Genomic DNA, 19,418 nt, shown 5'->3' on the forward strand with positions numbered 1-19,418 from the left:
ACTGATTAGGTTTAATTAATACAGTCACGCTTCAGACGCATAAAAAATGGTGAATATTATAACAAAAACACCTAAAGTTTGCTTTACCACAAATTGGCACAGTCGTAACCGTTGCATATTAGGGGGCTATTTTTTTCGCTCTGTTAAAAATTCCTGCAAATCATCCAGTGCGTCACCTTGGTGCACTTGGCGCTTTAATAATGCTTTTTCTAACTCATCGGCTAAGCGAATAGCCATATTTTCAAACATGGGACTTAACTCTTCATCCGTATCTGGCAAAGGTTGTGCTTCTATATATTGCAGCTGCGAGGCATAGTAGTCAGTAAACTCTGCCAGTAGCTGGGTTTGCTGTGGTGGCGTAACCTGATAACACTTTAGCAACGCCAAAAGCATTCGTGCATCCTGGTTTTTAGTTGCCTGCAACAGATTCCCTAACACCAGCGCAAGCTGTCCTGCCCACTGTGGTTTAATTAGCAAAATCCGCACCAAATATTTTGCTAGCGACATGCTCGGTTTTACTACTGAGGAAGAAGCATTATGATGCCGCGGGCTAACACTATTTTTTGCCACACGACCACCCTGAGAGAGTGGCGTATATCCTGTTTTTAAACCCATTTGACGCTCTAAACGCCACACTGGCAAATCAACTTGCTGAGCCAACAGCTCCAACAAAAGATACTGATACAAAGCCGTTGCACGCATAATATAGGGCTGCGCCAAGGTCACTAACTGCTGACGCCCTTCTGGATGTGCTGTTGAAACGCTAAGCTTTGTTAACAGGCTTTGCATCCAAAAATCCGACAAGGGCAACGCATCCTCGACCAAGTCAAAAAAACCTTGCGCCCCCAGCTGACGCACAGTCGAGTCTGGATCCTCACCCTCAGCCAAAAACAAAAACTTAACGGATCGCTGACCACCTATGAATGGTAGCACTAGCTCTAATGCCTTCCAGGCCGCATTTAAGCCGGCACGGTCTCCATCAAAACAGAACATCAAAGTATCAACCTGATTAAAAAGAATTTGGCAATGCGACTCTGTAATCGCTGTACCTAAGGTAGCAACAGCATTATCAACGCCAAACTGCGCCAATGCCACAACATCCATATAGCCTTCAACCACAATTAAATAACCAGAGGCATCTCGACTTTTTCGCCACTCATACAATCCATAAAGCGTATCGCTTTTATGGAAAATCGGGCTTTCTGGCGAATTTAAATACTTGGGTTTATCTTCTTCACTCAGCACTCGCCCGCCAAATGCAATAACCTGCCCCTTACCATTGCGAATTGGAAACATGATCCGATGTCGAAAACGGTCGTAGACTTTATCTTCGGACTTTTCTACCAACAATCCGAGCTCAATCAGTTGCTGGGTTAGACGTACATCAGCAGAAAGACCCGGAACCAATGTTGACCAGCCTGGTGGTGCAAACCCAATTATGAATCGCTTAGCCACCTCCGGTGTTAACCCACGCTGACGAAGATACGCTTTAGCCTCATCAGATGAAGAATGCTCACGCAATTGCTGACGATAAAACTTCGCAACAGCATGGGATACATCATAAAGGTCACGCTCACGTTCAATACGTTGCTGTTGAACCTTTTGCTGTTGCTTAGACAGCTTTTGACGTGGAACAGTCATACCAACTTGCTGCGCCAACACCTCAACAGCTTCTACAAAGCTTAACCCGTCATGCTCAACCAAAAATGAAATGGCATCACCATGAGCGCCACATCCAAAGCAATGGTAGAACTGTTTAGTCGGATTAACATTAAAGGAAGGTGTTTTTTCTTGATGAAACGGGCAACACGCCTTGTAGGTTGCACCTGCTTTTTTTAAAGGAACACGGGCGTTAATAACATCAACAAGATTGACGCGAGCAAGCAACTGATCAATAAAGTCGCGCGGTATGGTCCCTTGCATTTGCATTGATCACCTCTTTTGCCCTCATAACAAAAAAACCTGCATATGCAGGTTTTCCACAATCAACGACTGCGTATGAACTTATCCAAGCTTGGCCTTAATAAGCTGACTAACCTTAGCCATGTCGGCACGACCTTGCATTTGCGGTTTAAGCAAAGCCATTACCTTACCCATATCTTGCATTCCACTTGGGCTGACTTCATTAAATGCTTGGTCGATTCTACTTGCAATTTCAGCTTCACTAAGTTGTTGAGGCATGAAGTCTTGAATCACCGCCATTTCAGACGCTTCATTTGCAACTAAATCGTGACGACCTGCGGCTTCAAACTGAGCAATCGACTCTTTTCTTTGCTTTAGGGCTTTATCAAGCACCGCTAAGATATGCTCATCGTTTAGCGTCGTCTGCTGATCAACTTCCTGTTGCTTGATGGCGGCAAGTAGCGTTCTGACCACTAACAGACGTGATTTCTCACCCGCTTTCATGCAGCGTTTCATTTCATCTGTTAGCTTAGACTTATAATCCATAATTAAAATGGACGACCATTCAAACGGCGACGTTCACGTGACAAGCGCTTAGCTAAACGCTTAACAGCCGCAGCCTTCATGCGTTTCTTCGCCCAAGTTGGCTTTTCATAGTACTCGCGCTTGCGTGATTCAGTTAACACGCCTGCTTTTTCGCAAGCACGTTTAAAACGACGTAGTGCCACGTCAAAAGGCTCTGTATCTCTAACTTTTACAATTGGCATAAAGCTTCTTCTTTAAATTAAATAGGGAAATTCTGGAAACATGACTGAATGCAGTCAATATTAAAGTGCAAGATTATAATTTTGCGCAAGGTTATTTGCAAATAATTTTGTTAAAATCTCGTTAAATTTATTGGTCTTACCGTATAAACGCGGTAAAACCGCATCATTTAGCCTACTCGAGAGGACTTATAATGGCTTCAGGTTTAACGGTTCTAGGTATCGAAAGCTCTTGCGATGAATCCGCTGTCGCCATTTATGACACATCAGCAGGCCTGCTCGGCCATCATTTATTTAGCCAAATCGAACTTCATCAAATCTATGGCGGCGTTGTGCCCGAACTGGCATCACGTGACCATATTCGAAAAATGATTCCACTCATTAAGCAACTCATGAACGAGGTTAATCAGTCACAAATCGAGCCAATTAAGGTCGATGCCATAGCCTACACTCAGGGCCCTGGTTTAATGGGGGCCCTATTATCTGGGTCGGCAATTGCTGCCAGTTTAGCTTATGCTTGGAAGGTCCCTGCCCTTGGCGTGCACCATATGGAGGGGCATTTGCTCGCACCCATGTTAGAAACCAATCCACCGGCCTTCCCATTTATTGCATTATTAATATCAGGTGGGCATACCCAAATCATACGCGTTGATGATATTGGACAGTATAAACTCCTTGGCGACACACTCGATGATGCCGCGGGAGAAGCCTTCGATAAAACGGCTAAAATGCTGGGACTTGGCTACCCCGGCGGACCTATTGTTTCAAAATATGCATTAAACGGCGACCCCGACCGATACCACTTTCCACGCCCTATGCTAGACCGTCCCGGACTAGATATGAGTTTTAGCGGACTAAAAACCTTTAGTCTAAATACCTGGCAAAATGCGGTTAAACAAGGAGTCGACACAGACCAAACGCGAGCGGATATATGCCGTGCCTTTGAACTCGCCGTCGCAGAAACACTAACCGTTAAGTGCAAGCGTGCCTTAATTGCGACCGGCATAAATCGTCTCGTCGTATCGGGTGGCGTCAGTGCTAACCGTGCGATTCGCGCTAGCTTAACGGCGCTGATGCAACAGCGTGGTGGTGAAGCCTACTTCCCTCGCCTCGAGTTTTGCACCGACAATGCGGCAATGATTGCTTTTGCGGGTGCTCAGCGCCTACAAGCCGGTCAGCACAATCCCACACTTAATTTTTCAGCAAAGGCACGCTGGCCACTCGAACAACTGAACCCACCTAGCGAGTTCGCTTAAAGGTTTCCTCACCCCGTAGCAAGCGCCCAATATTACTGCGATGACGCCAAAACAATAACACGGTCATCGCAGCAGTTAAAACGACCCAACTTAGCTCACCACTAATAAAATAGAGATAAACAGGTGCTAGAGCACTTGCAATCAGTGCGGATAAGGACGAAATCTTTAAGACCTTAGCCACAAATAACCAGGTTGCCACAACAAGTAACCCAGCCCAAAAATTGACCGCCACCATAACGCCTAAAAAGGTTGCGACACCCTTGCCACCTTTAAACTGAAAAAATACCGGATACAAATGCCCTAAAAATGCGGCCATACCGACCAAAAGCACCCAAACTGGCTCAAAGCTTAAAGCATGGGCAATCAAAACCGGCACGACCCCTTTAAGCATATCACCCGCAAGAGTAACTCCGGCCGCTAGCTTGCCCTTGTCGCCTCCAATACGTAATACGTTCGTGGCACCGGGATTACCCGAACCTTCCTCGCGCGGATCCCCCAAACCCATCAAGCGACAGACAATAATAGCACTTGATACTGATCCCAGCAGATAGGCGCCCAACAACAGAGCCATAAAAATTACTTCCACAACGCCTCCGATATTCGATAAACTGCGCACTATTATAGCTTTTAACTGAATCAATTACTGAAGATGACAGCACAAGCGCCAAACTCAGATTATATTTTTATCGAAAACCTACGCATTAATTGCATTGTAGGCATTCATCCCTGGGAACAAGTGCAGCCCCAACCACTGCTTTTTACCCTCAAGCTTTACTGTGACTTTAGCCCAATTTTTGCCTCTGGCGAACTTCAGGACTCGATTGATTACGCGGCAGTTTCACAGCTTATTGAATCACACTGTCAAGCCAAACCCCATTTACTTATTGAAACCCTTGCCCATGAGATCGTCACAAAATTGTTAGCTGACTTTCCCTTAATTCAAGGCATCAAACTCACGCTCGCCAAACCCCATGCCGTTGCAAACAGTCAGCAAGTTGGCCTCCACATTACACGCTGGCGTACTCAATAACAATGAAATCAACCATGAACAAACTCCCCACACCTGAACCAGATGCGCTGGCACTGAGTCGCGAAATAACGGACTATATTCGACGCCGCATCCAACGTCACGGCAACCCTACCTTTGCCAATTTTATGCAGATGGCGCTCTACACACCCGAACTCGGCTACTATGCTAATGGTTTAACTAAAATTGGTGCCGGTGGCGACTTCACAACCGCGCCTGAAATCAGTCCCCTGTTTTCGCAATGCCTTGCTAACCAGGCCTGGCAAGTTTTAAGCCATATCGACCAGGGTGCTATTTTAGAGTTTGGTGCTGGGCGTGGCACCATGGCCAAAGACATCTTATGGTACTTGGCTGATCGAGCGGATCAATTTAGCCATTACTACATTTTGGAAGTAAGTGCAGCATTGAAGGCGCAGCAAGCTGAAACGCTCAGCGAGCTACCTGAAGCACTGCGTCAAAAAGTTGTTTGGCTAGAACAGCTACCCAAACAGGCTTTTAATGGCGTTATCTTAGCCAATGAAGTTCTCGACGCCATGCCGGTTGAGCGCATCCGACTAGAACCTGAACAACAATTACAAGCCTACGTAGGTTGGGACGACGCCCAGCAACAATTTGGCTGGGTTTATCAACCCATTACCGACACACGTTTGCAAAAAATAGCCAATCGCTTACAACAGGTCATCGGCGAACCCAATCCACGCGGCTATCATGCTGAAATCAACCTTAATATCCAGCCCTGGTTAGCCAGCTTAGATAGCGTTTTAAACCAAGGCATGGTACTGCTCATCGATTATGGCTACCCCCGTCGTGAGCTTTGGCAATCCACCCGCTACATGGGCACACTCCGCTGCCACTACCAGCAACGCGCGCATAACAATCCGTTTTGGTACCCAGGGCTCCAAGACATTACCGCGCATGTGGACTTTACCACTGTCGCTGAATCGGCTTATGCCGCGCACTTTAAAGTTGCCGGCTACACGACGCAAGCACATTTTTTGATGAGCACTGGCTTGCTTGAATCGACACTTGAGCAATCACAAGACGTCGTTGCGCAGTTACAGTTGTCGCAACAAATTAAACGCTTAACATTGCCTGATGAAATGGGTGAAAGTTTTAAAATGATGGCACTCACCAAAAATTTTGACCAGCCGCTAATGGGCTTTCAGCAGCGCGATTTGCGTCATCTACTGTAACGAATTGCTATAATCACGCGAATTTAAATGCGTTAATTTGTGAGTTTAAAACCTATGGATATTTTTCACGCCGTTATTTTGGGCATCATTGAAGGTTTAACAGAGTTTTTACCCATCTCCTCAACTGGACATTTAATTGTCGCGGCAGAACTAATGGGACTTAATCAGGATGACCACAACACCGCATTTAAAATCATTATTCAATTAGCGGCTATTTTAGCGGTTTTTGCTACCTATGCCGAGCGCTTTCACCCCAGTCAATATCGGCTATGGATCAAGGTATTTATTGCTTTTTTGCCCATCGCCAGCATCGGTTTTTTATTGGCCGACAGCATTGAAGCCCTATTTAATGTCGCCACCGTGGCCTGGATGTTTATTATCGGCGGAGTCATCTTTTTAGTGGTCGAACATTTTTACAAGGAAAGCCAGCATACCGTGCGCAACCTTGATCAGCTAACCTACAAACAAACGCTTTGGGTCGGTTTTGCCCAAATTTTTGCACTGATACCCGGCACCAGTCGTGCCGGTGCCACTATTATTGGCGGCATGCTGACTGGTTTAGACCGTAAAACATCGGCCGAATTCTCTTTTTTATTAGCCCTTCCGGTGCTGACCGCCACTTCCGGTTATTCACTGCTTAAACATTACGATGCCTTTGCTCAAACCAGCTTCACTCCATTAATTATCGGCTTTATTGTGTCCTTCTTGGTCGCTTGGCTATCCATTAAATTGTTTTTAAAGTTTCTACAACACTTTACCTTTCGCGCCTTCGGTATTTACCGTATTCTGTTAGGTAGCGCACTATTAATTTGGTTTGTGTAAGAAGCGGCCAAGCCAAGTCACTGACAAGAAAAACACCTGATCTTGTCTAGTGACTTGGCGGTGGCGACACTGGGCATTTTCCGTGGCGGTTATGAAATTGCGTTTGTGGTGTCCTTGCCGATGGTGTGGGCGTCATTATTTTCTTCTCTATTGCTGTGATGATGCTGGATATGCCCGCTTAATTCTCGCACTACTCACTACTGACCGCTTTGTAACAGTGGTCAGTCAAGCCATTAAGATTCGGATAATTTTTTACACACCCTCATAACATTAATTAAGTGGTAACTAAATTTTGTTAAAATAGTTCGCAATTCAATGATCAACATAAAAGTCTAATTATGAGCTATCCATGGGAGTATGACCCGTCACATAACACTAAGGTTTTCCATGACCGCCTCGACGAGCTGGAAGAGTTACTCAACCAGCGACAGTTCGACAAAATTCGTCAACGTATTCAGCTCATTGAAGTGCAAGACACCGCCGAGCTACTTGAAGGGCTTGCCAAAGCTACCCAAATTTTATTTTTTCGCACCCTGCCACGTAAAACGGCTTCCGCTGTTTTTGCCTATTTATCGCAACCCGCTAAAGAAGAACTTATCTCCCACCTCAGTGATGAAGATAGCTTGCATCTGGTTAAAAGTCTTGAAGCGGATGACCGCGCAGCTTTCCTCGATGAGTTGCCAGCGGCGATTGTAAAAACCTTGACCCAAAAACTGCCCCATGAACAGCTACGTGAAGTTCAGTTGTTATTAGGTTACCCAGCCGATAGTGTTGGGCGTGTTATGCGACCAGATTACGTTGCCATCCATAAAGACTGGACCATCCAATATGCCCTCGATTATTTAAAAGATTTAAATCAAGATGCCACACGCTTAAATACACTGTTTGTTTTAGATGAAGACAATATCCTACTAGATGCCTTACATATCCGTAAGTTGGCTTTAGCACGTGACTCCAGTGACCTAATTGCCGATCTTATGGACCACAAGGTTATCTTTATTGAAGCCACGGAGAACCAGGAAAAAGCTGTCGAGATGATGCAGCATTATGATCTCAACTCTCTGCCTGTTGTTGATATTGATGGCGAGCTAGTCGGCATGGTAACCGTCGATGATATTTTAGATATTGCCGAAGCAGAAACGACTAAAGACTTCCATAAAATGGGTTCTGTTGGGGTTATTAACTTTAGCATAAGCGAAGCGAGCCCAGTGTTGCTTTATCGTAAACGCATCGGCTGGTTAATATTATTGGTATTTGTTAATATTTTTGCTGGCCTGGCGATTGCCACCTTTGAAGATACCATTACAGCCGTGGTCGCCCTCGTGTTCTTTTTACCTTTAATAATTGGTAGTTCCGGGAATGCGGGCTCACAAGCCTCTACCTTAATGGTGCGCTCACTAGCCACGGGCGATGTTGAACTGCGCGACTGGGGTCGATTAATTATTAAAGAAGTCAGTGTAGCCGCGGCCTTGGGTATTACCATGGGTATTGCCATTGCGTCGATTGGCTATTGGCGTGGCGGCTGGGATTTAGCTGCTGTTGTGGCACTATCCATGGTTGCCGTAGTTATTGTCGGCAGTTTAATGGGCATGAGCTTACCCTTCTTACTGTCCAAATTGAAAATTGATCCTGCAACGGCAAGTGCGCCCTTAATTACCTCGATGGCGGATATCCTAGGCATCCTAATTTACTTTAGTATTGCTGTAGCGATATTACCAACGAGTGGTTAGGTAACGCAAATTAACCAAGCCACTTCAACATGGAGCCCTATAAGCAAAGCCAATAAATACAGGCGCTGGATGATTAAATATTTTTCATAAAAAGGCTTGCAAAGTCTTTCTAAGGCTCTATAATACGCCCCAGCAAACGCAAGTTTGAACGACTATTCCCCAATAGTTCAGTTGGTAGAACACCGGACTGTTAATCCGTATGTCCCTGGTTCGAGTCCAGGTTGGGGAGCCAAATTTTAAACCCTAGTTATTTATTTAACTGGGGTTTTTTTATGACCTAATCTTACTTAATGATCGTTAACAGCCAAACCTGTTAAGGCTTTTTCCAATGCTTAGTTAACTGCTTCCGAATCAAGCAATAAAAATAGTATAGCCACTGTCACCCGCTTTTTAGGTTCCAACTGAAATGTTAAATTGGCCAGCGAAAAACACTAAGCTGTTGATTTTTCGTTATTTCAGGCATAAAAAAACCCGCTTGAAGCGGGTTAATTTATGAAAATGGTGGCTACACCGGCCATCAATAGTTATTTAAAATCAATTACTTAAAATAGAACCTTTTAAAAAGTCACACATTTGGTCACACTTTTGGAAATTTTTTTACTTCTAAATTCATGCCTAAAAATCTCACCCTTTAAGGCACTGTGCTAGCCATAGACAAACCCACATTAGTTGTCACCAAGCGCACAAGTCAGTTGTCATTCTAACACTAAGTTAACCTTCCGTACTTTTCCAGTAAAAGACAATTGACAAGTCAGACACAAGCTATCAAAATGATAGCTATCAATTTGATAGGCACTTTATGGACGAGAACAATCAACCGATCGTTACCTTTCCCTTGCAAGACAAGGTTGCCAAACAAATCATCCGTGATTTGGCCAGCAATCAAACGCACAAGGTGCGCTTTGGACAACATGCAAAACAACGCATGACCGAAAGGAATGTAACAATTCGGCAAGTTTTTGATGTTCTAAAAAGTGCTAACAGCTATTTTACTGAACGCCCGCACCTTACACCTGGGGGCAGCTGGAAATGCAATCTTCTTGGCATTGCTGCCGGCGAACGTATTGAAGTTGTCATAGATTTAAAAGAATGTGAAACAGAACCGAACGCGTACATCGTGACGGTTATGGTCAAATAAGACCACTAACGGAGACTAAATATGCATGACCACCTATACCACTACACCGAGTGTGGGTTAGATAACGTGTACCTTGCGAATGGGTACGAAGTCGTTATTGAAGATGGCGAAACCTATACCAGTATTCATGCGCTTGACGATTTGCACGCGCAGATTGGTCATGCTTTAACACAAAAAACTAGCGCCCTGACCGCGCAAGAATTTCGTTTTCTACGCACTGAACTCAATCTGTCTCAAAAAGCCCTTGGCGATCTATTAGGGGTGGATGGTCAAACCGTTGCGCGCTGGGAAAAAGGCGAAACCACGATTCCACGCACCAGCGATGTGATACTCCGCGCCTACTATCAAGAAACGCTGCAACAAGATAGCCACATTGCATTATTACTTAAAAGCCTGAGTGAGCTGGATACCAACGACACCATGAACCAATTAGAGTTTGAAAAACGCGATAAACACTGGGTTCGTAAAACCGCCTGATGCAGACAACATAAAGGCGTGGGTTAAGCAAAAGCTTTGAAAACTCTACTATTACTGCTCATATAAATACCCCTGACTGCTGACAAATGTTTCGCGGATTTGCGGGATCGACCCCAAGTGCGCCAGCGCATCCGGCAGTGAGTTGTACTTCAGTTCTAGCAAACCTTTCATATTTTTAACCGACAACTGTTCAACGCCATGCAACTCATACTGATTAAGTATGAAGTTTATAAACGCTTGCTGTTGACTGGTGTAGTGCTGTTGTATCTCGCGACTCGCCCGTTCCACGCGTTGATGACGCGAGTACACCTCGCTGGCAAAGGCGACATAGGCCAACACATCATATACATCGCTCTGCTCGGCCTCGATAAGTGCTTTCATTTGGTCAAATAATGGTTTGTCGTAACCTGCTTCGGCTAACTGGTCTAACAAGCTATCGCGTGTGATGGGATCGCGCCAGATGCTGCGCAACTCATCTTCATTTTTAAAGAATCTTGGCAAATCATCAAACATCCGCTCCAAAAACTCTTTCGCAGAAATTGGCTTACCATCCGGCCCCCAATATAAGGTCGTGGAAACAAACTTAATCTGGCGTGACTTGCCATCCGACAACTCCAACACCACCTTTTCAATCTTATTACAGACACAAGGTCGTTGGCCACATTCAGGGCATGGCTCGGGTTTTGGCTTAGAACAGACACACGGTTGCTGTCCGCAGACATAGCAAGGCGGCTCAGGCTCGCCCGTTTTATTACACACGCAAGGCAACTCACCACATTTTTCACAGGATGTCGGTTCAGTCACTTCCGCAGGCTCGCCATCCCAATCCGGGTCGGCAAAATTATGATGCGCCTTCACAAAATCATAAATCGTAAAAAACGCCTTACCATCATACAGCCGCGTGCCACGCCCAATAATCTGCTTAAACTCAATCATATTGTTACAAGGTCGCATCAACACAATGTTACGCACATTACGCGCATCGACACCGGTTGAGAGCTTGCGTGAAGTGGTTAATACGGTGGGGATGGTTTTTTCATTGTCTTGGAAAATTTTTAAATCATTCTCACCCGCTACGCCATCGGTTGCGGTAATCCGCACGCAATAATTGGGATTAGTCGTCCAACCGCGTTTCACCGCATACTGCTGAATCCTATCGCGCACCAGGCCTGCGTGTTCTTGGGTGGCGCAAAACACAATGGTTTTCTCATGCGGATTACATTGGTCCATCCAATACTCAACACGCTTTTGCTCACGCGCCGGAATGGTAATAAGCCGATTAAAGTCGCCTTCTTTATACAGCTTGCCCGGTTCAGGCTCGCCCTTCACCACCAAACCATCGGATGGGTTATAAACATACTCGTCCATCGTGCCAACAATCGGCATCACCTTAAACGGCGTTAAAAAACCATCATCAATGCCTTGTTTCAGGGTATAGCTATAAACCGGGTCACCAAAATAGCCATAAGTATCGGCGTTCTCGGTACGCTTAGGCGTGGCGGTTAAACCCAATTGCACCGCCGGCGAGAAATAATCCAAAATGGCACGCCAACTGGATTCATCATTCGCGCCGCCACGGTGACATTCATCAATAATAATCAGGTCAAAAAAGTCCTTCGGGTAATCGCCAAAGTAAGGCGTGTCATTGCCTTGCTCATCTTGACCGCCGCTCATAAAGGTTTGGAAGATGGTAAAGAATACGCTGGCGTTTTTTGGCACCCCGCCATCCTTTTTAATTTCGTGGGGTGCAATACGTTTTAACGCATCTTCACCAAACGGGTTGAAATCGTTAAACGCCTGCTTGGCGAGAATATTGCGATCAGCTAAAAACAAAATACGCGGGCGGCGTTTTGCGAGTGCGGGTTCGTTTTGCGCCGACAAACTCCACTTGCTGTGAAATAACTTCCAGGAGGTTTGAAAAGAAATCGAGGTTTTCCCCGTGCCGGTAGCCAGCGTCAGCAAAATCCGATTTTTACCCTTGGCGATCGCATCCAACACCGCATTAATCGCGTTCTCTTGGTAATAACGCGGCAGCCAACTGCCCGACTTGGTTTCATAACCCACTTCGCTAAAGCGCAACCGCCAGGCCTGGCTAACCGAAGGCGCGGTTTCATCAAAGGTTATCTGCCATAAGGTTTCAGGGGATAAAAAACGATCTACCTGCTTTTCCTCACCCGTCGCCATGTCGATCTGATAAATCACATGACCATTGGTGGCATAAGCAAATCGGCAATTTAATCGCGTGGCATAATCCTTAGCTTGGCGCACGCCATCACTATAAGACAAGGCTTCTTTTTTGGCCTCTACCACCGCCAGCTTGCGGTTTTTGTACACCAACACATAATCGCTGCTCACCGGTTTCGCGCGTTGCCCGCCCAGCATAATGCGCCCAGGACAAATCACCTCTCGGCGAATATACGCCTGGTCAGTCACCCCCCAACCCGCTTGTTGCAGTTTCGGGTCGATCAGTTCTGCGCGTGTGTCAGCTTCGTTTCTCATTAAATGACCTCAGTTATCTCAACTTTTCCAAATGGGATACGCTTGCCAATTGGCAGGAAAACCCATCTGCGCTCTATTCACTTGTGGGTACGAATCCAGCAGTGCCGTTAATCGATGCAACCAATCGTGTTCAGGTTGCACCTTGTTTAGCACCCAAGCCATCATCACCAAGGTGTTATAAATTTTGCTTTGGGCTTGGCGTTCTGTTTGAAACGCCTCAATCACCGCATGGGGTTTATGGCTAGGAAGTTGCAGCTTAAACGTAAAATGCTTATGCCATACCCTCGCATGGTGTGCGCAGTGATTGCGCAAAATGGTTAAGTGATGTAAGAACGAGGTTAAAACCTTACTATCTAGCTCATAATTGTCAGCGATAGCCAGCGCATCCTGTCGCGTTTTTAAATTCTTAAACCAACTCGACAATTGCCCCATTGACATCACCTCGACTGCAGCCCAAATCGGCGGCACAGGTTCGTGATACTTTGCGGCCAGGTGCAAGATAAACTCCTCGCGACTTCTTGAAACTTCCACTGTCAATTTTGCCAAGGTATCGTGATACACCTTTGAGTTGCTAAACAAACTCGCATCTAATAAAGCGTGTGCGCCATACTTAGCCCCTAAATGGTAAGCCAGCTTGGTGCGAATAGAGACCTCAATCTGCTCAATCGCATCCAACAATAAAATGCGCAATGACTTATCAAATTGATACAGGGCGAGAATGTCTGAAAAGCGGGTATTAGGCTTAAACTTTTGACCGTTTTCACGATACCCGTACCAATAACCGGATAAACGATAATAATTAAGATGGGAAAGGAAATGCTCAACTTGCGCATCCGGTAGGTCTAGCACCATACCTTGTGCCAGCAGTTTTTGCCGTTGTTCGGCGTAGCTAAGATGGGGTTTTTGATAGCTAACCTTAGCCATAACGGTATCCCCAGAAACGAAAAACCCCTCGCAGGGCGCTGTTCTCGTCATAGACTTGGGTAGCGGGAGGGGTGTTGTTGAATCTTATTATAAAGCTTTGCACCGACAAATAACAAATGCTTTTTTTGACATCGCCCGCTCTAAACGCCACCCAGGCCTGCTCATTGCGGCTAAGGCGTAATTCATCGACAAGGGCTATATCACGATGGTTCATACCGGCGCACCCGAATGATTGGCGGTCAGGTTGCCGCTAAAGGCTTGTTGTAAGAGGGATTGCTTGAATTCTTCGAGTGCGGCGATTTTTTGCTGGTAGATGGATTCGAGGTTCTGGCTAAGATTTTCTATTTCTTCAACCTGCTTAATAAGCGTGTCTTGTTCATCCGTAGATTTTGGGAAATAAATAACAAAGTCTTGAATCTGTTTTTTTGTTATAGCTTCCCTAGTAGCTCCTGAACCGCCAATCTTTAACAGACTGTCTTTGTATGCCTTTGAGGTCAAAAAGAAATTAAGTAACTTAGGCTTAATAATCGTACTAAAAGGTCTAATAATTGAAACATGCTGATTAACCCGCGCGGGCAAGTACGCTGAAGACATTAGACAACTCCGAGCGACTGATGCGCCTGTAATGTTAAGCAGAACATCATCCTTCTCAACTATAACATTGGAAAGTTTTGCTGCTTGCTCGTCATCAATAAACGCTAATTTATTTGGCTCAAAAGACCTATCATGCACATTCATACTTCTGACAAGCGAAACCCCTTCAGTTTTATATGAACTTTGTCCACCTCTAGGGGTCGCGCCACTGCCAATTTTTAAAGTGATATCTTGAAGTCTTGCACTAACCCAACTCCTTTTTGGGAAACTAACTCGACTAAGAGCGCTATCAAAAATCTCGCGGGCGTTTTGGAGGTTTTGTTGGGCGATGGCTTTGGCTTGGTCAATCTGCTCAAACGCCGAATCCAAGATCTCCACAATCCGCTTTTGTTCTTCGAGAGAAGGGATAAGAAAATCAATATTTTCTATTTGATTTTTATTTATTGATGCAAAAACTGCGCCTTCACTTCCTTGAATTACGGCTTGTTTAGATAGTAAGCCATAATATAAGAACTCCTTATTAACAGTTCTTCCAACTCTTATTGCAGCTAACCCCCTGCCTATGCATATTTTTTCTGTTGAAAAGTTTATTGGACCAACTGGTGCCCTTACAGACATTAAAACATCACCAGCCTCCGCCAGCTTAGTTACTTTTGTTGTCCAAGTAGTTGGAGCTCCAATAAATTTATTTCCGAAATCCTTTTTTCCCTGATAAAACGGAACACCATCTCCTTTGTCGTTATAGAACTTTCCTTCCGGGGACTGTCCCGCAATTACTGTGCAAACCTCTCCCAGCTTCTTAACCTGCCAACTCATCCCAACAGCTCCCGGATATTGGCGAGGATGGCTTCGCTTTGCTGGTCGAGTTCACGTATCTCATCCATAATCTCTTGCGGGTCGCGGAGCGGCGCATCTTCCGGTGCATTTGGATTTTTTACCGACAAGTCATAAGTGGTCAAATCAAGGTTTTGCACGGCTAACGACCAGGCCTGGTTGCCATCGGCAAAGGTTTTTTGCAGTTCAATAAACTCGCGCATATCCTGATCGTTAAGCGGATTGGTTTTGCCAAGACTGCGCCCTGGGTCTAGCTGGTAATACCAAATCTTATGGGTCGGTTCACCCTTGGTAAAAAACAACACCACGGTTTTTACGCCCGCGCCTAAAAAGGTTTTGGCAGGCATATCTAAAATGGTGTGCAAGTTGCAGTTTTCCAGCAATTCTTTGCGCAAGGCAATCGCGGCATTGTCGGTGTTAGAGAGAAAGGTGTTTTTAATCACTACCGCCGCGCGGCCACCGGGTTTGAGCATTTTAATAAAGTGCTGTAAAAACAGAAACGCGGTTTCGCCGGTTTTAATCGGGAAGTTTTGTTGCACCTCGGGGCGCTCTTTACCGCCAAACGGCGGGTTGGCCAAAATAATATCGTGGCGTTGACTCTGTTGAATGTCGGCTATGTTTTCCGCCAGGGTATTGGTGTGAATCACATTCGGCGCTTCGATGCCGTGCAGAATCATATTCATAATCGCGATGACATACGCCAGCGATTTCTTTTCTTTGGCGTAGAAGGTTTTTTCTTGCAGGATTTTAAGGTCTTGCACCGTTAAGCCGGGTTGTTGGCGCAAGTAATCAAAGGCTTCGCACAAGAAGCCCGCCGAACCCGCCGCGCCATCATAAATGGTTTCACCAATTTTGGGGTTTAAGACTTGAATCATGGCGCGAATTAACGGACGCGGCGTGTAGTATTCGCCGCCGTTGCGCCCGGCATTACCCATGTTTTTAATTTTGACTTCGTAGAGGTGCGAGAGTTCGTGTTTTTCAGCTTGGGAGCGGAATTGCAGTTGATCGACTTTTTCCAGCGCATCACGCAATGAGTAGCCGCTTTGGATTTTGTTTTTAATCTCGCCGAAGATTTCGCCGATTTTATATTGAATGGTGTCGGGGCTGTCGGCACGTTGCTTGAAGGATTTTAAATAGGGAAACAGCTCGCCATCGACATAATCCATTAAGTCATCACCGGTAAGCGCGTTATTGTGGTCATAATTGCCTTGGACATCTTTCGGTGCCGCCCAATGTCCCCAGCGGTGTTGTTCGTCAATAATGTATTGATACTCACGACCTTCGAGTTCGGCTTCTAGCGATTTGCTGTATTCCAGGTCGTCTAGGTATTTAAGAAACAGCATCCATGATGTTTGTTCGGTGTAGTCGAGTTCGCTGGAGCAACCGGCATCTTTGTGAAGAATGTCATCAATATTTTTAAAGGTTTGTTCGAACATAGGACTCTTTATAGGCTAGTAGGGTAGGTGACCGCAAAATACGCATTATTAGGCGTTTAGTTGGTCGATTTTACTAGCACCAGGACTGGTTGTCATGCCCTTTTGTAGTAAACAAGCAAAACTTTAAAATAGAATGCAAAAGACGGGTTTCGACAGCGAAAAACACTAAGCTGTTGATTTTTATGAATTCCAGGCATAAAAAAAGCGCCTTAAAGACGCTTAATTTATTGAAATGGTGGCTACACCGGGATTCGAACCTGGGACCCCATCATTATGAGTGATGTGCTCTAACCAACTGAGCTATGTAGCCAAAAGATGGGCGTATTATAAGGAAGTTTTAACGATTGTCAAAACATTCTTACACATTAAAACGGAAGTGCATTACGTCTCCGTCCTGCACAATATACTCCTTACCTTCAAGGCGTAACTTGCCCGCTTCTTTTGCGCCCTGCTCACCATTGTATTTTACATAGTCGTCATAAGCGGTTACTTCCGCACGAATAAAGCCTTTTTCAAAATCGGTATGAATAACACCAGCCGCTTGAGGTGCTGTTGCGCCGACTTTGACCGTCCAAGCACGCACTTCTTTCACACCAGCAGTAAAATAGGTTTGTAAGCCAAGCAAGCTATAACCGGCACGAATGACCCGATTTAAACCCGGTTCTTCCAAACCCATCCCCTGAAGGAAATCGAGCTTATCCTCATCATCTAATTCCGCAATTTCAGACTCAATCGCCGCACACACAGGCACCACAGCGGCACCCTGTTCCTCAGCAAAAGCCGTAACCGCATCTAGGTAAGGGTTGTTTTCAAAACCGTCTTCATTCACGTTAGCGATATACATCATCGGCTTAATCGTTAGCAAATGCAGGTCGTATAGCTCCGCCTGTTCTTCCTTAGTCAAGTCCAAGTTACGAACTAACGTGCCTTCAGCAATACCCGCCGAGACTTTTTCCAGCGTCGCTAAACGCGCTATCGCTTCTTTATTACCGGTTTTAGCGACACGTTGCACTTTTTGAATCGCTTTATCAATCGATTCCATATCGGCCAAAACCAATTCGGTGTTAATAATCTCAATATCTGATAAGGGGTCAACCTTGCCGGCGACATGGACAATATCATCATTCTCAAAACAACGCACCACCTGCGCTATTGCATCGGTTTCACGGATATTGGCTAAAAACTTATTACCTAACCCTTCACCCTTAGAAGCACCCGCAACCAGGCCTGCTATATCCACAAACTCCATAGTGGCCGCCATAACCCGCTCCGGTTTTACCATTTCAGCCAACTTATCCTGACGAGAATCGGGTACAGGCACAATCCCTACGTTGGGTTCAATGGTACAAAAGGGGTAGTTTGCTGCGTCAATACCGGCATTGGTCAACGCATTAAATAAGGTTGATTTTCCAACATTAGGCAAACCAACAATGCCGCACTTAATTCCCATGATAAGAGTCCTTGTAATCTGAAATGATATTATTGAGTAGCAGGCCTGGTATGAAGCTGATTCATGGCCTTGGCAAAATCGCCCTTCACCACATCGGCCATCACTCGTGTGGCATCATAAATCGCATCGTCAATGGCTTGACGATCGAGCTTAGAAGGGGCTTTGAGTACATAGTTTACGACGTCTTTACGATCACCCGGATGATCAATACCCAGACGAAGTCGATGAAATCCAGGTCCACCTAATGCCGCAATCGTGTCTTTTAAACCATTATGGCCACCATGACCACCACCGGTTTTAAGTTTTGCAACACCAACCGGCAAATCAAGTTCATCATGCGCCACTAAAACAGCATCAACGGGAATGCGATAAAAGTTAGCGAGCGCCTGAATCGACTGGCCGGAACGATTCATAAAAGTTGCCGGTTTTAATAACCAGACGGGTTGATGGTCAATACTAATCTTTGCAACTAGCCCTAAAAATTTGGTCTCTGGACGAAACATCTCACCGGCTTGGCGCGCCATTTCCTCCACAAACCAAAAACCAGCGTTATGTCGGGTCTGTTCATATTGTTCACCTGGATTTCCCAAGCCGACAATGAGTTGTACAGAGGACATAAGCGCTGGTTCCTAGTCAACCTAGCTCCGAAGAGCCCAGGTTATTAACGTCTAACTTTACCAATACCTACTACAGCTTGGTCATAGTCGGCACTGCCGTGTAACAATGCGACCACTTCAACACCTTTTGGCAATTGAAGATCAGATAAACGTAAGCTTTCACCCGCTTCCATGCCTGAAACATCAATTTCAATAGCTGTAGGTAGGTTTTTAGCTGAACAACGAACTTCAACTGTTTTCTGGAAGAATGTCATCAAACCGCCCAACTTAACGCCCGGTGCTTTTGCCGAACCAACGAACTTAATGGGTACACGCTTAACAACACGACCGTTATCAGTCACACGTTGTAAGTCGATGTGCATCACGTCAGCACGTGCTGGGTGACGCTGCATGTCTTTAATAACGACGCTTTCTTTACTTGCGCCTTCAACATCAACCGTCAAAATTGTGTTGTAAATGTCGTTATTCATCAAGGTTTTTTTTACAAAATTGGCATCCAAGGTGACTGAAACGGCGTCCTTGTCACCCCCATAAATGATACCTGGGATTTGGCCCGTATGACGAAGGCGGCGGCTCGCACCTTTCCCCTCAGTCGAACGAACTTTAGCTGTCCATAATGCGCTCATAGCGTTACTCCATCAATGAGGTTGCCCTCGTTACAAAAACTTCTACCCGCGACCAGGCAAAAATAAAGGGCGTATTATACTGGTTTAATACTCAATCGCCAATACTTTTCAGATACTTAGCTAAATTAG

The 19,418-nt window shown here is 45.5% G+C and carries 19 protein-coding genes and 2 tRNA genes; 8 read left to right on the forward strand and 13 right to left on the reverse strand.

The window, feature by feature from the left end; genetic code table 11:
• Positions 1-126: 126 nt before the first annotated feature.
• From dnaG to rpsU, 3 genes are all read right to left on the reverse strand, one after another.
• A complete protein-coding gene (gene dnaG / locus THICY_RS06895; protein ID WP_245534950.1) occupies positions 127-1,923 on the reverse strand; it encodes a DNA primase in 1,797 nt (598 codons plus the stop codon).
• Between the two features lie 81 nt (positions 1,924-2,004).
• On the reverse strand, positions 2,005-2,448 hold the full coding sequence (locus THICY_RS06900; protein WP_013835899.1) for a GatB/YqeY domain-containing protein: 444 nt from the start codon (positions 2,446-2,448) through the stop codon (positions 2,005-2,007).
• A gap of 2 nt (positions 2,449-2,450) precedes the next feature.
• Positions 2,451-2,669 carry a 30S ribosomal protein S21 gene (gene rpsU, locus THICY_RS06905; RefSeq protein WP_006460960.1) on the reverse strand — a complete coding sequence of 73 codons (219 nt, stop codon included), beginning with the start codon at positions 2,667-2,669 and terminating at the stop codon, positions 2,451-2,453.
• Between the two features lie 191 nt (positions 2,670-2,860).
• On the opposite strand from rpsU, the gene tsaD reads away from it, so the two are divergent.
• Positions 2,861-3,922, forward strand: coding sequence for a tRNA (adenosine(37)-N6)-threonylcarbamoyltransferase complex transferase subunit TsaD (tsaD, locus tag THICY_RS06910; RefSeq protein ID WP_013835900.1), 1,062 nt, complete (start codon positions 2,861-2,863; stop codon positions 3,920-3,922).
• Here tsaD and plsY read toward each other — a convergent pair.
• A complete protein-coding gene (gene plsY, locus THICY_RS06915) occupies positions 3,906-4,493 on the reverse strand; it encodes a glycerol-3-phosphate 1-O-acyltransferase PlsY (protein ID WP_013835901.1) in 588 nt (195 codons plus the stop codon). The two genes, tsaD and plsY, sit on opposite strands and share 17 nt — an antisense overlap.
• 78 nt (positions 4,494-4,571) lie before the next feature.
• Here plsY and folB point away from each other — a divergent pair, with 78 nt between their 5' ends.
• From folB to THICY_RS06950, 7 genes are all read left to right on the forward strand, one after another.
• The gene (gene folB, locus THICY_RS06920; RefSeq protein ID WP_013835902.1) at positions 4,572-4,952 is read left to right on the forward strand and encodes a dihydroneopterin aldolase; all 381 of its coding nucleotides are present in this window, start codon (positions 4,572-4,574) and stop codon (positions 4,950-4,952) included.
• 14 nt (positions 4,953-4,966) lie between these two features.
• The gene (locus THICY_RS06925; protein ID WP_013835903.1) at positions 4,967-6,142 is read left to right on the forward strand and encodes a class I SAM-dependent methyltransferase; all 1,176 of its coding nucleotides are present in this window, start codon (positions 4,967-4,969) and stop codon (positions 6,140-6,142) included.
• Positions 6,143-6,196: 54 nt separating this feature from the next.
• Positions 6,197-6,964, forward strand: coding sequence for an undecaprenyl-diphosphate phosphatase (locus tag THICY_RS06930; RefSeq protein WP_013835904.1), 768 nt, complete (start codon positions 6,197-6,199; stop codon positions 6,962-6,964).
• A gap of 338 nt (positions 6,965-7,302) precedes the next feature.
• A complete protein-coding gene (gene mgtE / locus THICY_RS06935; RefSeq protein WP_013835905.1) occupies positions 7,303-8,694 on the forward strand; it encodes a magnesium transporter in 1,392 nt (463 codons plus the stop codon).
• 156 nt (positions 8,695-8,850) lie between these two features.
• Positions 8,851-8,926: transfer RNA gene (locus THICY_RS06940), tRNA-Asn, on the forward strand.
• Positions 8,927-9,493: 567 nt separating this feature from the next.
• The gene (locus THICY_RS06945; protein WP_013835906.1) at positions 9,494-9,832 is read left to right on the forward strand and encodes a DUF4258 domain-containing protein; all 339 of its coding nucleotides are present in this window, start codon (positions 9,494-9,496) and stop codon (positions 9,830-9,832) included.
• A 21-nt stretch (positions 9,833-9,853) separates the two neighbouring features.
• Positions 9,854-10,309, forward strand: a complete 456-nt coding sequence (locus tag THICY_RS06950; RefSeq protein WP_013835907.1) for a helix-turn-helix domain-containing protein — start codon at positions 9,854-9,856, stop codon at positions 10,307-10,309.
• A 51-nt stretch (positions 10,310-10,360) separates the two neighbouring features.
• On the opposite strand, the gene hsdR is transcribed toward THICY_RS06950, so the two are convergent.
• The 9 genes from hsdR to THICY_RS06995 form a co-directional block, all read right to left on the reverse strand.
• Positions 10,361-12,808, reverse strand: a complete 2,448-nt coding sequence (gene hsdR / locus THICY_RS06955) for an EcoAI/FtnUII family type I restriction enzme subunit R (protein ID WP_013835908.1) — start codon at positions 12,806-12,808, stop codon at positions 10,361-10,363.
• 18 nt (positions 12,809-12,826) lie between these two features.
• A complete protein-coding gene (locus tag THICY_RS06960; RefSeq protein WP_013835909.1) occupies positions 12,827-13,732 on the reverse strand; it encodes an Abi family protein in 906 nt (301 codons plus the stop codon).
• The gene (locus THICY_RS08785; protein WP_013835910.1) at positions 13,725-13,946 is read right to left on the reverse strand and encodes a hypothetical protein; all 222 of its coding nucleotides are present in this window, start codon (positions 13,944-13,946) and stop codon (positions 13,725-13,727) included. The genes THICY_RS06960 and THICY_RS08785 overlap by 8 nt, the downstream gene beginning before the upstream one ends.
• A complete protein-coding gene (locus THICY_RS08800; RefSeq protein ID WP_013835911.1) occupies positions 13,943-15,142 on the reverse strand; it encodes a restriction endonuclease subunit S in 1,200 nt (399 codons plus the stop codon). Before THICY_RS08800 ends, THICY_RS08785 begins: the two co-directional genes overlap by 4 nt.
• Positions 15,139-16,596, reverse strand: coding sequence for a class I SAM-dependent DNA methyltransferase (locus tag THICY_RS06975; protein ID WP_013835912.1), 1,458 nt, complete (start codon positions 16,594-16,596; stop codon positions 15,139-15,141). The genes THICY_RS08800 and THICY_RS06975 overlap by 4 nt, the downstream gene beginning before the upstream one ends.
• A 233-nt stretch (positions 16,597-16,829) precedes the next feature.
• Positions 16,830-16,906 (reverse strand) — tRNA-Met (locus THICY_RS06980).
• Between the two features lie 48 nt (positions 16,907-16,954).
• Complete coding sequence (ychF, locus tag THICY_RS06985) at positions 16,955-18,046, reverse strand: redox-regulated ATPase YchF (protein ID WP_013835913.1); 1,092 nt, start codon at positions 18,044-18,046, stop codon at positions 16,955-16,957.
• 29 nt (positions 18,047-18,075) lie between these two features.
• Positions 18,076-18,663 (reverse strand): aminoacyl-tRNA hydrolase, encoded by a 588-nt coding sequence (gene pth, locus THICY_RS06990; RefSeq protein WP_013835914.1) that lies wholly within the window; start codon positions 18,661-18,663, stop codon positions 18,076-18,078.
• 44 nt (positions 18,664-18,707) lie between these two features.
• Positions 18,708-19,289, reverse strand: a complete 582-nt coding sequence (locus THICY_RS06995; RefSeq protein WP_013835915.1) for a 50S ribosomal protein L25/general stress protein Ctc — start codon at positions 19,287-19,289, stop codon at positions 18,708-18,710.
• Between the last annotated feature and the right edge of the window lie 129 nt (positions 19,290-19,418).

Origin of the sequence: Thiomicrospira cyclica ALM1, from assembly GCF_000214825.1 — a bacterium.
In the GTDB taxonomy this organism is placed as follows: domain Bacteria; phylum Pseudomonadota; class Gammaproteobacteria; order Thiomicrospirales; family Thiomicrospiraceae; genus Thiomicrospira; species Thiomicrospira cyclica.

Coding starts and splice junctions, on each gene's coding strand:
- dnaG (WP_245534950.1), bottom strand. CDS start 1,923: ATGCAAGGGACCATACCGCGCGACTTTATTGATCAGTTGCTTGCTCGC.
- THICY_RS06900 (WP_013835899.1), bottom strand. CDS start 2,448: ATGGATTATAAGTCTAAGCTAACAGATGAAATGAAACGCTGCATGAAA.
- rpsU (WP_006460960.1), bottom strand. CDS start 2,669: ATGCCAATTGTAAAAGTTAGAGATACAGAGCCTTTTGACGTGGCACTA.
- tsaD (WP_013835900.1), top strand. CDS start 2,861: ATGGCTTCAGGTTTAACGGTTCTAGGTATCGAAAGCTCTTGCGATGAA.
- plsY (WP_013835901.1), bottom strand. CDS start 4,493: ATGGCTCTGTTGTTGGGCGCCTATCTGCTGGGATCAGTATCAAGTGCT.
- folB (WP_013835902.1), top strand. CDS start 4,572: ATGACAGCACAAGCGCCAAACTCAGATTATATTTTTATCGAAAACCTA.
- THICY_RS06925 (WP_013835903.1), top strand. CDS start 4,967: ATGAACAAACTCCCCACACCTGAACCAGATGCGCTGGCACTGAGTCGC.
- THICY_RS06930 (WP_013835904.1), top strand. CDS start 6,197: ATGGATATTTTTCACGCCGTTATTTTGGGCATCATTGAAGGTTTAACA.
- mgtE (WP_013835905.1), top strand. CDS start 7,303: ATGAGCTATCCATGGGAGTATGACCCGTCACATAACACTAAGGTTTTC.
- THICY_RS06945 (WP_013835906.1), top strand. CDS start 9,494: ATGGACGAGAACAATCAACCGATCGTTACCTTTCCCTTGCAAGACAAG.
- THICY_RS06950 (WP_013835907.1), top strand. CDS start 9,854: ATGCATGACCACCTATACCACTACACCGAGTGTGGGTTAGATAACGTG.
- hsdR (WP_013835908.1), bottom strand. CDS start 12,808: ATGAGAAACGAAGCTGACACACGCGCAGAACTGATCGACCCGAAACTG.
- THICY_RS06960 (WP_013835909.1), bottom strand. CDS start 13,732: ATGGCTAAGGTTAGCTATCAAAAACCCCATCTTAGCTACGCCGAACAA.
- THICY_RS08785 (WP_013835910.1), bottom strand. CDS start 13,946: ATGAACCATCGTGATATAGCCCTTGTCGATGAATTACGCCTTAGCCGC.
- THICY_RS08800 (WP_013835911.1), bottom strand. CDS start 15,142: ATGAGTTGGCAGGTTAAGAAGCTGGGAGAGGTTTGCACAGTAATTGCG.
- THICY_RS06975 (WP_013835912.1), bottom strand. CDS start 16,596: ATGTTCGAACAAACCTTTAAAAATATTGATGACATTCTTCACAAAGAT.
- ychF (WP_013835913.1), bottom strand. CDS start 18,046: ATGGGAATTAAGTGCGGCATTGTTGGTTTGCCTAATGTTGGAAAATCA.
- pth (WP_013835914.1), bottom strand. CDS start 18,663: ATGTCCTCTGTACAACTCATTGTCGGCTTGGGAAATCCAGGTGAACAA.
- THICY_RS06995 (WP_013835915.1), bottom strand. CDS start 19,289: ATGAGCGCATTATGGACAGCTAAAGTTCGTTCGACTGAGGGGAAAGGT.